This is a genomic window from Actibacterium sp. MT2.3-13A, from assembly GCF_018139985.1.
Classification (GTDB): domain Bacteria; phylum Pseudomonadota; class Alphaproteobacteria; order Rhodobacterales; family Rhodobacteraceae; genus JAGSOU01.
The window spans coordinates 216,839-230,044 of sequence record NZ_JAGSOU010000002.1; the positions used below are offsets into that span (position 1 = coordinate 216,839).

Annotated in this window: 12 protein-coding genes; 4 read left to right on the top strand and 8 right to left on the bottom strand. The window is 68.4% G+C overall.

Annotation, left to right across the window (positions count from 1 at the left end; genetic code table 11):
• Positions 1-90 precede the first annotated feature (90 nt).
• The 4 genes from KCI33_RS03120 to KCI33_RS03135 form a co-directional block, all read right to left on the bottom strand.
• A complete protein-coding gene (locus KCI33_RS03120) occupies positions 91-1,263 on the bottom strand; it encodes an RsmB/NOP family class I SAM-dependent RNA methyltransferase (protein WP_212523290.1) in 1,173 nt (390 codons plus the stop codon).
• Positions 1,264-1,315: 52 nt separating this feature from the next.
• Positions 1,316-2,770 carry an IMP dehydrogenase gene (guaB, locus tag KCI33_RS03125; RefSeq protein ID WP_212523291.1) on the bottom strand — a complete coding sequence of 485 codons (1,455 nt, stop codon included), beginning with the start codon at positions 2,768-2,770 and terminating at the stop codon, positions 1,316-1,318.
• Positions 2,771-2,849: 79 nt separating this feature from the next.
• Positions 2,850-3,809 (bottom strand): tellurium resistance protein, encoded by a 960-nt coding sequence (locus KCI33_RS03130; protein WP_249138876.1) that lies wholly within the window; start codon positions 3,807-3,809, stop codon positions 2,850-2,852.
• Between the two features lie 97 nt (positions 3,810-3,906).
• Positions 3,907-4,683, bottom strand: coding sequence for an HpcH/HpaI aldolase/citrate lyase family protein (locus tag KCI33_RS03135; protein WP_212523293.1), 777 nt, complete (start codon positions 4,681-4,683; stop codon positions 3,907-3,909).
• 146 nt (positions 4,684-4,829) lie between these two features.
• Here KCI33_RS03135 and KCI33_RS03140 point away from each other — a divergent pair, with 146 nt between their 5' ends.
• The 4 genes from KCI33_RS03140 to KCI33_RS03155 all read left to right on the top strand — a co-directional run bounded on the left by KCI33_RS03140 (position 4,830) and on the right by KCI33_RS03155 (position 9,121).
• Entirely contained in the window at positions 4,830-5,849 is a 1,020-nt protein-coding gene (locus KCI33_RS03140; protein ID WP_212523294.1) for a C4-dicarboxylate TRAP transporter substrate-binding protein, read from the top strand.
• A gap of 76 nt (positions 5,850-5,925) precedes the next feature.
• Positions 5,926-6,558, top strand: a complete 633-nt coding sequence (locus KCI33_RS03145; RefSeq protein ID WP_212523295.1) for a TRAP transporter small permease — start codon at positions 5,926-5,928, stop codon at positions 6,556-6,558.
• Between the two features lie 11 nt (positions 6,559-6,569).
• Positions 6,570-7,970 carry a TRAP transporter large permease gene (locus KCI33_RS03150; RefSeq protein WP_212523296.1) on the top strand — a complete coding sequence of 467 codons (1,401 nt, stop codon included), beginning with the start codon at positions 6,570-6,572 and terminating at the stop codon, positions 7,968-7,970.
• 191 nt (positions 7,971-8,161) lie between these two features.
• The gene (locus KCI33_RS03155; RefSeq protein ID WP_212523297.1) at positions 8,162-9,121 is read left to right on the top strand and encodes an ROK family protein; all 960 of its coding nucleotides are present in this window, start codon (positions 8,162-8,164) and stop codon (positions 9,119-9,121) included.
• A 4-nt stretch (positions 9,122-9,125) separates the two neighbouring features.
• On the opposite strand, the gene KCI33_RS03160 is transcribed toward KCI33_RS03155, so the two are convergent.
• The 4 genes from KCI33_RS03160 to pcaQ all read right to left on the bottom strand — a co-directional run bounded on the left by KCI33_RS03160 (position 9,126) and on the right by pcaQ (position 13,151).
• Positions 9,126-10,481 carry a TRAP transporter large permease gene (locus KCI33_RS03160; RefSeq protein ID WP_212523298.1) on the bottom strand — a complete coding sequence of 452 codons (1,356 nt, stop codon included), beginning with the start codon at positions 10,479-10,481 and terminating at the stop codon, positions 9,126-9,128.
• Positions 10,474-10,995 (bottom strand): TRAP transporter small permease, encoded by a 522-nt coding sequence (locus KCI33_RS03165; protein ID WP_212523299.1) that lies wholly within the window; start codon positions 10,993-10,995, stop codon positions 10,474-10,476. Before KCI33_RS03165 ends, KCI33_RS03160 begins: the two co-directional genes overlap by 8 nt.
• Positions 10,995-12,038, bottom strand: coding sequence for a TRAP transporter substrate-binding protein (locus KCI33_RS03170; RefSeq protein WP_212523300.1), 1,044 nt, complete (start codon positions 12,036-12,038; stop codon positions 10,995-10,997). The genes KCI33_RS03165 and KCI33_RS03170 overlap by 1 nt, the downstream gene beginning before the upstream one ends.
• A gap of 198 nt (positions 12,039-12,236) precedes the next feature.
• Positions 12,237-13,151, bottom strand: a complete 915-nt coding sequence (pcaQ, locus tag KCI33_RS03175) for a pca operon transcription factor PcaQ (protein ID WP_212523301.1) — start codon at positions 13,149-13,151, stop codon at positions 12,237-12,239.
• Positions 13,152-13,206 lie beyond the last annotated feature (55 nt).

The following is a 13,206-nucleotide window of genomic DNA, read 5'->3' on the forward strand; positions in this document are numbered from 1 at the left end:
TTGCGATTCGTCTCCCCGCATTTCGACGCCAAGTGGTTAAGCGCCGCTTAACGGGGACGATAGCAATCGGCAGTTGAGACGCCTAAGGATTTATGCGCGCTGCATGACCGCGAGGAAGAACCCGTCGCCGCCGTCGAGCGGCGTCAGCCGGCGCTGCGTGCGCAGGGCGAATCCGGCGCGGTGGTCGAGGAAGTCCGAAACCCGCGCGCCGTTCTCCTCGTCGAGCAGCGAACAGGTGGCATAGGCCAGCCAGCCGCCCGGCGTCACCAGATCCGCGGCGCGGTTCAGGATGGCGGCCTGGGTGTCCGTCAGCCGGTCGAGTTCCTGCGCGGTCAGGCGCCACTTGCCCTCGGGGCTGCGCCGCCAGGCGCCGCTGCCCGAACAGGGCACGTCGCAGAGCACCAGACCGAAGGGCGCCTCCTGCTCCAGATCCGCGCCGGGGAGCAGCCGCACCGCGACCCCCGCCCTTTCGGCCCGCGCCGGCAGGTCGCGCAGGCGCTGCGGATTGGCGTCATGGGCGAAAAAACGCGCCTCGGCGCGGCCGGCCATGGCCAGGGTCTTGCCGCCGCCGCCGGCGCAATAATCCAGCACCTTCAGCCCGTCGCTGAGCGGCAACAGGTCGGTGATCGCCTGCGAGGCGGCGTCCTGCAGCTCCACCAGCCCATCGCGGAAGGCGGCCGATCCCTGCACCTTGCGGGCGTTTTCAAGCACTTCCAGCGCGGTCGGCGACAGCGGATGGGGCGCAGTTGCGATGCCCTCCCCGGCCAGGCGCGCCTGCGCCTCGGCCACCGTCGCGCGGCGCAGGTTGACGCGCAGGAAAACCGGCGCACGCTGGCGCAGCGCCTGCAGAACTGGCGCGAAATCGGCGCCAAGGCTGGCGCGCAGCCGCGGCGCCAACCAGTCGGGGCAATCCAGCGCGACCTCCTCAGGAAGATCGGTCAGCGTGACGCCCGGCGCAGCCTCGTCCGCGCTGAGCGGAGCGGGCGCATGGCCCGCCCCGGTGAAGACCTCGGCCGGGTCGCGCCCGGCCGCGCGCAACGCGCCCAGCATCAGCCCGCGACCGCTCTCCGCCCCGCCGAGCGCGGCGCAGGAGCGGCGGCAGCGCAGCGCGTCGAACACATGATCGCGGATCGCGGCGCGGTCCTTGGCGCCGGCAAAACGGCTGCGGCGGGCCCAGGTGGTCAGCGCCTTCTCGGCCGGCTGCCCGGCGAGCACGGCGTCGAGCAACTCGATCGCCGCGGCGATGCGGGCGGCGGGGGTCATGCCGCAGTCCACATTAATTCTGCCGCGCAAGCCATTGTTCTGACGCCTTGAATCAAATGCCCCGGTAGTTGGGGCTCTCACGGGTGATCTGCACGTCGTGGACGTGGCTTTCGGTCAGGCCGGCGCCGGTAATGCGGACGAACCGGCAGTTCGCGCGCATGGCCTCGACCGTGGCATTGCCGGTATAGCCCATCGCCGCGCGCAGGCCGCCCACCAGCTGGTGGATCACCGCGCCGACGGTGCCCTTGTAGGGCACCTGGCCCTCGATCCCCTCGGGGACCAGCTTGTCCGAGGCCGCGTCCTTCTGGAAATAGCGGTCGGCGGAGCCGCGCGCCATCGCGCCCAGACTTCCCATGCCGCGGTAGCTTTTGAAGCTACGGCCTTGATAAAGAATGACTTCGCCCGGGCTCTCGTCGGTGCCGGCGATCATGCTGCCGACCATGGCACAGTGCGCGCCGGCCGCGATCGCCTTGGCGAAATCGCCGGAGAACTTGATGCCGCCATCGGCCACCACCGGCACGCCGCTGTCGCGCGCGGCGGCGGCGCAATCCATGATTGCGGTGAGCTGCGGCACGCCGACGCCAGCGACCATCCGCGTGGTGCAGATCGAGCCCGGCCCGATGCCGACCTTGACCGCATCCGCGCCCGCGTCGATCAGGGCGCGGGTGGCCTCGGCGGTGGCGACGTTGCCGGCCATCACCTGCACATCGCTCGAGAGGGCCTTGACCCGCTCGACCGCCCGGGCGACGCCCTCGGAATGGCCATGCGCGGTGTCGATCACGATCAGGTCGCAGCCCGCCTCGATCAGCGCCTGGCTGCGCTCGAAGCCGGCGTCGCCCACGGTGGTGGCGGCGGCCACGCGCAGCCGGCCGAGACCGTCCTTGCTGGCCTGCGGGTTCAGCACCGCCTGCTCGGTGTCCTTCAGCGTCAGCAGGCCGGTCAGCTTGCCCTTGTCGTCGGTGATCAGCAGCTTCTCGATCCGGCGGGCGCGCATCAAGCTCAGCGCCTCGCCGCGGTCGGCGGGCTCCTTCAGGACGGCGAGATCCTTCGTGGTCATCATCACCCGCACCGGCGTACTGTCGTCATTGGCGAAACGCATGTCGCGGTTGGTCACGATGCCGACCACATGGCCCTTTTCGTCCACCACCGGGAAGCCGGTGAAATTGTAACGCTCGATCAGCGCCTTGGCGTCGGCCAGGGTCTGATCGGGGGTCAGGGTCACGGGGCTGTAGACCACGCCGCTCTCGAAGCGCTTGACGCGGCGCACCTCGCGGGCCTGCTCTTCGACCGTAAGGTTGCGGTGGATCACGCCGATGCCGCCGACCTGCGCCATGGCGATGGCCATGCGGTGCTCGGTCACGGTGTCCATGGCCGAGCTCAGCAGCGGGATATTCAGCTTGATCGACTTGGTGACAAAAGTCGAGGTATCGGCCTGCGAAGGCAGGACCGAGCTTGCGGCGGGAACAAGCAGCACATCGTCGAAGGTCAGGGCCTCGCGAATCTCCATGGGGAGCCTCCTGCGGAGTTTTCGTTTGGCGCTTCCCTATTTCATGGGGCCGCGCAAAAGGAAAGAGGCAATCGCCCGGTCACGCTGTCGCGGCGTTGGTTTTGGCGGCGAGCTGGCCCTTGGCCCAGCCCTGCATCACCTTGAAGGCGATCGCCGGGATCGCGCCGGTCGCCGCCACCAGCAACGCCGCGCCGGCCAGGCGGAACAGATCCCCCTGCCCGTCGGCGAGCGCCAGCGTCAGATTGGCGAAGGCCGCCAGCGGAAAGGTGAACGCGCCCCACAGCGGGCTGAACCCCGCCGCTGCGACATAACGCGCCCGCAGCAGCAGCGCCGCAAGGATCAGCCCGCCGAAGGCGGCAAACCCCATCGCCGCGCCGGTCCAGCCCAGCTGCAGCGCCACCAGCCCCAGCACGCTGGCCGGCGACAGGTGGATCGCCAGCAGCGGGCGCAGCGGCGCGGGTGGGTCGCGGCGCACCAGTTGCCCCAGGCTGACCGCCCAGATCACCGCCGACAGCGCCAGCATCGCCCAGAACAGCGCCTCGGACCCCGCGCGATAGCCCAGCGGAACGGCCGAAAGCGGCGCGAGGATGGGTCCGACGAAACTCAGGTGCCAGACCGGCGTGATCTGGCGCTGCTCGGCCGGGCCGGTCAGCAGCCTGAAGGCCACGATCAGCGCCAGCAGGCCGTGCCCCGCCAGACCGGCCAGCAGCGCCGCCCCAGCCAACCCCGTGTCATGGGGCAACAGCGCCGCGGCCAGCAGCATGACCGCCATCATCATCGCCGCGAGCCCGGCGCGCCCGGGCAGCGCCGCGAGATCCTCGACGAAGACGCCGGGACGGCGGGTCAGCTTCACGCCGTAGGCCAGGAGGCACCACAGCAAGAGCAGCGTGACCATGCCCAGCAGCAGGTCCGCGATCGCGGGCGGGATCACGAACACCGCCTCGGCACGGCGCCAGGCAAGGCCCAGGCCCAGAAGGCCCAGCACCGGCGGAAAGATCGCCGGCGGCGTGCGCTGCCCGAACTTCAGTTTCTGCGCCATCTGGAACATCACGCACCCCTCGCTTGCTGTCCGGCCCGGATGCCGCCTGGCCGCGCTCCCGTCAACTGCGCATTATGCCCCGCATCGCCGCTGCGGCTCAGCCCAGCCGCTTGCGGGTGTCGGCCGCCAGACCGCGCAGGGCCGTGGCCAGCACCGGCATGTCGCCGCCCACGCCGAGGAAGGTCAGGCCGAGGTCGCGGTAGCGGGCGAATTCCTCGGGATCGAAGGTGATGATCCCGGCGATCTTGCCCGCCGCGCGGATGCGCGCGATGGCGTCGTCGATCGCAGCCACCACCTCCGGCGCGTCGAGCTGGCCGGGAAGACCCATGTCCGCCGACAGGTCGGCCGGCCCGATGAACACCGCATCCACGCCTTCGGTGGCGGCGATGGCGTCGAGATTGTCCAGCGCGGCGCGGCTTTCGGCCTGCACCATCACGCAGATCTGGGCGTTGGCCGTCGCCACATAGTCGGGAATCGCGTTGTAGTTCGAGGCGCGCGCCACCGCCGCCCCCATGCCGCGCGCGCCCTGCGGCGCATAGAGCGCCGCGCGCACCGCCGCGCGGGCCTGCTCGGGGGTGTCCACCATCGGGACCAGCAGGTTCTGCGCCCCAAGGTCGAGCACCTGCTTGATCATCCACTCCTCGTTCGCCGGCACGCGGACCACCGCAGCGCAGCCCTGCGCGTCCAGCGCGACCAGCTGCTCGCGGATGGCGACGATGTCGTAGGGGCCGTGCTCGCCATCGACCAGGCACCAGTCGAAGCCGGCGCCGCCAGCGATCTCGGCCACAGCCGCGCTGGCCAGATCCAGCCACAGGCCGATCTGCATCTCTCCCTTCGCCAGGGCTGCTTTCAGGTGGTTCGTGGGGGCGGGCATGGCGGGCTCCTGTGCTGAATTTTCGGCGCACCGTTTCACGCCGCGCCCGCGCGCGCAAGCCTCCGTATTATTGCGGATTGCCACCAGCGGTCAGGACGATACACTCGCGCGGACTGGGGATAGACCAACTCAATGGGAGGACACTTATGAAGAAACTGCTGGGCAAAGCGGCCCTGACGGCGCTTGCGCTGGGCTTCGCCACCGAGGCGGCCGTGGCCGAGGAATGGAATGTTTCGGTCTGGGGCAAGCGTCGCGCCTTCACCGAGAACATCGAAAAGCTGGCCGAGCTGGTGGCGCAGAAGACCAATGGCGAGTTCACCATGAACGTCAGCTATGGCGGTCTGTCGAAGAACACCGAGAACCTCGACGGCATCAGCATCGGCGCCTTCGAGATGGCGCAGATCTGCGCCGGCTACCACGAGGACAAGAACCCCTCCGTGACCGTGCTGGAACTGCCCTTCCTGGGCGTGAACACGCTCGAAGAGGAGGTCGCCGTCTCGAACGCGGTCTACGCCCATCCGGCGGCCCAGAAGGACCTGGCGCGCTGGAACGCCCGCCTGCTGATGCCGAGCCCGATGCCGCAGTACAACCTCGTCGGCACCGGCGAGCCGCGCGACACCCTGGCCAAGATGGAAGGGATGCGCGTGCGCGCGACCGGCGGCCTGGGCGATGCCTTCCGCACCGTCGGCGCGGTGCCCACCAGCGTGACCTCCTCGGAGGCCTACAACGCGATGGAATCGGGTGTGGTGGACACGGTGGCCTTCGCCCCCCACGCGCATCTCAGCTTCCGCACCATCGACCAGGCGACCTGGTGGACGGAAAACCTCAACCCCGGCACCGTCAACTGCCCGGTGGTGGTGAACATCGACGCCTATGAGGGCCTGTCGGACGCCCACCGCGAGGCGCTGGACAGCTCGGTCGAAGAGGCGGTCGACTTCTACATCGCCAACTACGGCAAGCTGCTGGAGCGCTGGGAATCGGTTCTGGCCGAGAAGAACGTGAAGAAGGTGCATTTCTCGGAAGAGGAACTGGCGCTGTTCCGCGAAAAGGCCGCTGGCCCCGCCCGCGACGCCTGGATCGAGAAGGTGACGGCCCAGGGCATCCCCGGCCAGGAGCTCTATGACCTGGTGATGAAGACGCTGGAAGATTTCCGCGCCAAGAACTGACGCCAAAGAACGGGCCGCCCGCATGTCTTGCGTGGCGGCCCTTTTCAATTACAGAACAACAAAAAAGGGGGAAAGCATGGCGGGATCTGCGGCTGTGCTGGAAGACGGCTCGGGGTTGAGCCGTCTGGACAGGGGACTATTCCGAATAGAGCGCGTGCTGGGGCTGATCAGCGGCATCGCGGTGTTCATGCTGATGGTGCTGGCCGTGATCTCGGTGAGCGGGCGCAACCTGTTCAACCAGCCTCTTCCGGGCTATGTCGACTGGATCGAACAGGCGATGCCCCTGATCGCCTTCATGGGGATCTCCTACACCCAGCGCGACGGCGGACATATCCGCATGGACATTCTGGTGGGCACCCTGAAGGGGCGCGCGCTCTGGGCGGCCGAATTCCTGACCACGCTCGTCGCGCTGGTGCTCATGGTGCTGCTGGTCTGGGGCAGCTGGGCGCATTTCCAGCGCAGCTTCGACTGGGCCGCGCCGCTGTGGAGCCGCGACAGCTCCATCGACATCGCCCTGCCGCTGTGGCCGGCCAAGCTGCTGGCGCCGGTGGCCTTTTCGGTGCTGTGCCTGCGCTTCGTTCTGCAGTTGTGGGGCTATGCCCGGGCCTTCGTGCTCGACCTGGTGGAGCCGATCGCGGTGCCGCTGGTGCAATCGGCGGCCGAACAGGCCGCCTCCGAGGCCGAAATGGTCTCTGGCGCAGATGACTGAGAGGGCGGGCAATGGAACCTATTGAAATTGGCATCTATGTCTCGCTGGGCATGCTGGTCCTGGTCCTGCTGGGCATGCGCGTGGCCTTTGCCGCGGCGCTGTCGGGCCTGGTCGGGCTGATCTGGATCTTCTGGGCCAAGAAGGGCTACGCCCCCGACGATTTCGGCTGGGCGCTGACGGTGGCGGTCAAGACCGCGGGTCAGGTGCCCCATTCCAAGGTCGCCAGCCAGGCGCTGAGCCTGATCCCGACCTTCATCCTGATCGGCTATCTCGCCTATTACGCGGGGCTCACCAAGGCGCTGTTCGAGGCCGCGAAACGCTGGGTCGGCTGGTTGCCGGGCGGGTTGGCGGTGTCCACCATCTTCGCCACCGCGGGGTTCGCGGCGGTGTCGGGCGCCTCGGTCGCCACGGCGGCGGTCTTCGCCCGCATCGCCATCCCCGAGATGCTGAAGGTCGGCTATGACAAGCGCTTCGCCGCGGGCGTCGTGGCCGCGGGCGGCACGCTGGCCTCGCTGATCCCGCCCTCGGCGATCCTTGTGATCTACGCCATCATCGTGGAACAGGACGTGGGCAAGCTTCTGCTCGCGGGGTTCATCCCCGGCGCGTTCTCGGCGGTGATCTATGGCTGCCTGATCGTGGGCCTCGCGCTGGTGCTGCCGAAATTCGGCCCGCCGGTCAAAGGCTTCAGCTGGAAGCAGCGCTTTGCCGCCCTGCCGCCGGCCTTCCCGATCTTCTTCGTGGTGCTGATCATCGTCTTCTTCATCTACAACCCGTTTGGCGGCGACGCCTGGGGCACGCCCACCGAGGGCGGCGCGCTGGGGGCCTTCGTGGTCTTCTGCATGGCGCTCTACCGCGGCATGCGCTGGAGCCAGCTGAAGGACGCGCTGCTGGAGACGGCGAAGCTCAGCGCGATGATCTTCACCATCATCTGGGGCGTCCTGATCTATGTCCGTTTCCTCGGCTTTGCCGACCTGCCCGGGGCCTTCGCGGACTGGATCACCAGCCTGCACCAGCCGCCGATGGTGACGCTGCTGCTGATCCTTCTGGCCTATGCCGTGCTGGGCATGTTCATGGATGCGATCGGGATGCTTCTGCTGACCCTGCCGGTGGTTTACCCGGCGGTGATGGCCCTGAACGGGGGCGAGATGGTCAGCGCGGCCGACAGCGCCTTCGGCATGTCGGGTCCGATGTGCGCGATCTGGTTCGGCATCCTGGTGGTGAAGATGGCCGAGTTCTGCCTGATCACCCCGCCGATCGGGCTGAACTGCTTCGTGGTGGCCGGCGTGCGCGACGACATCTCGGTGCAGGACGTGTTCAAAGGCGTCACCCCCTTCTTCGTCGCCGACGCCGTCACCATCGGCCTGTTGGTGGCCTTCCCGACGATCGTGCTCTGGCTGCCGGGACAGGTGTAACGGGGCTGAGCACCAAAACCCTCAGGGGCGCGGTTTCCGCGCCCCTGGCGACAGGGCCCCGGCACGGGCCCTTTTTCTTTTCCGGCCACGCGACACCCCGCCCCGCGCGCCCCGCATCTTGCGGCGAGGCCCCCAAGCCCCGTATCACGGGAGGGAACGGGCCCCGGCCCGCCCGGACAGGAGCCCGCGACATGCCCGCAGCCGCCCCGCTGAGCCTCGTGGCCGATATCGGCGCCACCAACACCCGCATCGCGCTGGCGCGGGGGCGTTCGCTGCTCAGCGGCGCGCTCAGGCGATACCGCAACGCCGATCACGCCAGCCTGCAAGACATCCTGCGGACCTTTCTGGAGGACACCGGCGCGCGGCCCGCGGCCGCCTGCCTGGCGCTGGCCGGGCCGGTGCACGACGGCGTGGGCCACATGACCAACATCGACTGGAACATCGACCTGCCCACCCTGAAGCGCGCCACCGGCGTGGCGCGCGCGGGCCTGCTGAACGACCTGCAGGCGCATGGCTACGCGCTGGCAGCGCTGCCCGGGGGCGCGCTGCGCCAGATCCGCCCCGGCCAGCCCGCGGCCGAGGGCGCGACACGGCTGGTGATCGGGATCGGCACCGGGTTCAACAGCGCCACGGTCTACACCGGCCCCGGCGGGCGCTACGCCACCGCCTCGGAGACCGGCCATGTCTCGCTGCCCTGTTTCAGCGCCGCCGATCTCGACATGGCGCGCCAGATCAGCGGCGGCACCCGCCATGCCACGGTCGAGGACGCGCTGTCGGGCCCCGGGCTGGAGCGGCTGCATGGCTGGCTGACCACCCATGCCGGCACCCCGCATGCGGCCAGCGCGCCCGAGATCATGGCCGGTGCGACCGCCGGCGAACCGGCGGCGCGCGAAACGCTGCGGCTGTTCGTGCGGATTCTGGGCACGGTGGCGGGCGATCTGGCGCTGGCCACCCTGCCCTTCGGCGGGATCTACCTGGCCGGCGCGGTGGGCCGCGCCGTCGCGCCCCACCTGGCCGGTTACGGTTTCGCCGAGGCCTTCGCCGACAAGGGGCGCTTCGCCGACCTCATGGCCGCCTTCCCGATCCTCGTGATCGAGGAGGACGCCGCCGCCCTGACCGGCTGCGCCGCCTACCTGGCCGAGACCGGCTGAGCGGCTAGGACAGCAGCCGCGGCAGCCACAGCGTGACCGGCGGGAAGGCCACCAGGATCGAGACCCGCAGGATCTCGGCCGCGAAGAAGGGCATCACGCCCTTGAAGGTCTCGATCATCGGGGTGTCCTTGGCCAGCGACGAGATGACGAAGACGTTCATCCCCACCGGCGGCGTGATCAACCCCAGCTCGACCACGATCAGGGCCAGGATGCCGAACCAGATCTTCAGATCCTCGGTGCTCATGCCATAGCCCGCGCCGTCGGCCATCTGGTAGAGTCCGCCGTTGACCTCGACCAGCACCGGCCAGAAGAACGGGATGACCAGCAGGATCATCGACAGGCTGTCCATCAGGCACCCCAGCGCCACCAGCGCCAGCAGCAGCAGGATCATGATCGTCATCGGCGCCAGCCCCGAGCCGGCGATCCAGGTCGCGGCCTCCTGCGGCAGGCCGGAGCGCGACATGAAGATCTTCAGCATCTCGGCGCCCAGCAGGATCAGGTAGATCATGCCGGTGGTCGAGGCGGTCTCCTTCAGCGCGTCCACCATCTCCGGCAGCGCCAGCTTGCGCTGCACGAGGCCGAAGGCCAGCACCAGCGCCACCCCCACCGCCGCCGCCGGGGTCGGGTTGAAAAGGCCCAGGTAGATGCCCCCGATCACCAGTCCGAAGATCACCAGGACCGGGATCACGCCCACCGTGGCCTCGGTGAATTCGCGCCGGTCGGGCGCGCCGCCGCGCGGCCCCGCCTCGGGGCGGACCGCGACGTAGACCGCGATGGTCAGCAGGAACAGGATCACCGCCAGGATGCCCGGCAGGAAGGCCGCCATGAACATGGTGACGATATTGGCCTCGACGATGATCGCGTAGATGATCAGCACCACCGAGGGCGGGATCAGGATGCCCAGCACGCCCCCCGCCGCCAGCGTGCCGGTGGCCAGCGCGCCCGAGTAGTTGTAGCGGCGCAACTCCGGCAAGGCGACCTTGCCCATCGTCGAGGCGGTGGCGAGCGACGATCCGCAGACCGCGCCGAAGCCCGCGCAACCGGCGATGGCGGCCATGGCGGTGCCGCCGCGCAGCCAGCCCAGCCAGGCGTTCGCGGCGCGGAACAGCGCCTGGCTCAGCCCCGCCTTCGACGCGATCGCCCCCATCAGCACGAACATCGGCACGACCGAGAGGTCGTAGATCGAGAACTGGCCATAGGCCAGCGTCTTGAGCTGGCTGAGCACCAGCAGCGGCCCGTTCAGGATCACCGTGCCGATGCCGCCCACGAGGATCATGGCATAGGCGATGGGCATGCGGATGCCGATCAGCAGGATCAGCGCGACCAGCCCGCCCAGCCCCATTACGATGGCCTCAGACACGATGCGTCCCCTTTGTCACGGTCTCGAATTCCTCCAGCAGCGTGGCCAGGGCGGCCAGCGCCAGCAGCGCCAGCGACACCAGGATCGGCAGGAAGGCCCACCAATGCGGGATCTGCAGGATCGCGGTGGTGTAGTCGTAATCCTTCTGGTCCATCATGCCGAGATACATCCGCCAGATCAGGATCACGCTGAAGACCAGCGCCACCAGCGAGCCCAGAAGGGTGAAGCCGGCGATCCAGCGCGTCGAGGCGCCGGCGGTGAAGATGTCGGCGGTCACATTCGCCCCCGTCGCCTGGCAATAGGGCAGGAAGGCGAAGGCGGCGATGGCGACGCCGATCTCGGTCAGCTCGAAATCGCCGGGAAAGGGCGTGCCGAAGACGCCGCCGATCACCGAGATCATGTTGATCGCGACAACCACCAGCAGCAGCGCCCCGCCGAGCAGCGCCCAGCCGGTGACCAGACGGCGAACGGCGCCGGGAAACCCGGCGCCGTCGGTGTGCGGCAGCGCGTCCATCAGTCGGCCGCGGCCTCTGCGATGGCGGCGCGCGCCTTGGCGACCAGCGCCGCGCCGTCGATGCCCTTGCCCTTGACCTCGTCGACCCAGCGTTCAACCACCGGCTCCAGCGCGGCGGAGAAGGCGGCGGTTTCCTCTTCGCTCAGCACGATATGCTCGTTGCCGGCCTTGACGGCGAGGTCGATGCCGAAGTCATCCGAGGCGCGCCAGATGTCGCCCACCTCGGCCAGCCATTCCGTGCCGGAGGCGTCGCGGAACGCCTTCTGGATATCGGCAGGCAGGCTGTCCCAGCGTGCCTTGTTCATCGACACCTGGAACACGGTGCCGCCAAATCGCATGTTGTCGGCGCCCTCGATCTGGTACTTGGTCTGCTCCTGGATCTTCAGCGGTGGGATGATCTCCCAGGGGATGAAGGCGCCGTCGATCACGCCCTTTTGCAGCGCCGGCGGCAGCTCGGGCACGGGCATCGCGGCGGGCGCGGCGCCGAGCGCCTCGATCACCCAGGCGCCGGTGCGGGTCGGGATCCGCATCTTCTTGCCCTTCAGGTCATCGGGGCTGTGGACCGCGGTGTCGCGCATGTGGATGCCATTGCCCGCATGGGTGTGCAGGAACATCACCTCGACGCCCTTGTAGTCGTCCTTCAGGTCGCTTTCGAACATCGCGGCCATGGCCAGGTTCGCGGCCTTGGGATCGTTGGTGAAGACGTTCGGAAGCTCGAACACCTCGGAGCGCGCGAAGACGCCAGGGGTATAGCCGTTCACCGTCCAGACCAGGTCAACCACGCCATCGCGGGCCTGGGTGATCAGTTCCGGCGGACGGCCGCCCAGCGTCATGGAGGGGAAGATCTCGATCTTCACCTTGCCGCCCGAGTTCTCCTCGACGGCGCGCGCCCAGGGCTCCAGCATCTTGGTATGGGCAGGCGCCTTGGCGCTGAGAAAATGGTGCAGCTTGAATTCATAATCCGCCGCATACGACGCCGAGGCCGCCAGCAGGCCGGCGCCGAGGCCGAATGCGAGCCGCGTGATGGTCTTTCCGAATGTCATCCTGTCCTCCCATGGTGACATCTTATCATCCCGCCCTGGCGGGCGAACGAGCAAGGGCCCCGAATGGCGCAGCGCGAGTTGAGCGGTGCGGCGTCAGACGGATTCCCCCCGGGCAAAGGCTGGACAAGCGGAACCGGAATGTAAATTGAGTAATTCACCAATTTTGTTGTCGAATACGGAAAACAACCGCCCGGGGGGTCACAGGCCCAACCGTTCGATCGCGTTCTGCACCGCGACGCCGAACAGCCGCGCGGCCGGGGTCGGCTCGGTGTCGGGGCGGGTCATCAGCCCCACCGGCCCCCGGGTCATCGCGGTGTCGAAGGGCAGCCGCACCAGCCGCCCCTCGTCGATCTCATGCGCGACCACGCCGGAGGAAATGATCCAGATCGCGTCGGTATTGCGGGTGAAGACCCGCCCGAAGGCGCCCGAGACCGTCTCCAGACGGGTCGGCAGTTCGCCCACGCCGTTGGCGATCAGGTAACGCTCCACCAGCGGGCGGATCGCGGCCCCCTCAGGCGGGTAGATCACCGGCCATTCGCCGATCCGCTTGAGATCCGGGTCCTCTAGAATGGGATGGCCCGCGCGCACCACGAAATCCACCCGCTCGTGGTAAAGCTGCATGAAGGAGATCCCCTGCATGCTGTCGGGCGCGCCCATCCGGCCGATCACCAGGTTCAACTCGCCCGAGCGCAGCCGGTCGATCAGAAACCGGTGCGGCCCGTCCACGATCCTGAGGGTCACCTGCGGGGCCAGATCGAAGAATTCGGTCGCCACCTCCGGCATCAGCCGCGCCGCAACGCTGGGCAGCGCGCCCACCGCCAGCCGCGTCTTGCCGGTGTCGCCCGCCTGCCGCACGCCGTCGAGCCCCTGCTGCAGCGAGGCCAGGCTCATCTCGGCGAAATGCAGGAAGACCTCGCCCTTTCTCGTCAGCTCGACGCCGGCGCGCGACCGGTTGAGCAGCGTGGCCCCGAGGATATCCTCAAGCTCCTTCAGCGTCTTGGAGATCGCCGGCTGGGTCAGATACAGGCGTTCGGCCGCCCGCTTCATGCTTTTTTCCCGCACGATTTCCACGAAACACTGGATGTGACGGAATTTTATCCGGCGGTCGATCACGGCTTTCTTTCCCTAATAGGAAACCTTTTCGGACATTATCTCATTTTACATTCGA

Coding starts and splice junctions, on each gene's coding strand:
- KCI33_RS03120 (WP_212523290.1), bottom strand. CDS start 1,263: ATGACCCCCGCCGCCCGCATCGCCGCGGCGATCGAGTTGCTCGACGCC.
- KCI33_RS03170 (WP_212523300.1), bottom strand. CDS start 12,038: ATGACATTCGGAAAGACCATCACGCGGCTCGCATTCGGCCTCGGCGCC.
- KCI33_RS03155 (WP_212523297.1), top strand. CDS start 8,162: ATGCCCGCAGCCGCCCCGCTGAGCCTCGTGGCCGATATCGGCGCCACC.
- KCI33_RS03140 (WP_212523294.1), top strand. CDS start 4,830: ATGAAGAAACTGCTGGGCAAAGCGGCCCTGACGGCGCTTGCGCTGGGC.
- KCI33_RS03150 (WP_212523296.1), top strand. CDS start 6,570: ATGGAACCTATTGAAATTGGCATCTATGTCTCGCTGGGCATGCTGGTC.
- KCI33_RS03165 (WP_212523299.1), bottom strand. CDS start 10,995: ATGGACGCGCTGCCGCACACCGACGGCGCCGGGTTTCCCGGCGCCGTT.
- KCI33_RS03145 (WP_212523295.1), top strand. CDS start 5,926: ATGGCGGGATCTGCGGCTGTGCTGGAAGACGGCTCGGGGTTGAGCCGT.
- KCI33_RS03130 (WP_249138876.1), bottom strand. CDS start 3,809: ATGGCGCAGAAACTGAAGTTCGGGCAGCGCACGCCGCCGGCGATCTTT.
- guaB (WP_212523291.1), bottom strand. CDS start 2,770: ATGGAGATTCGCGAGGCCCTGACCTTCGACGATGTGCTGCTTGTTCCC.
- KCI33_RS03135 (WP_212523293.1), bottom strand. CDS start 4,683: ATGCCCGCCCCCACGAACCACCTGAAAGCAGCCCTGGCGAAGGGAGAG.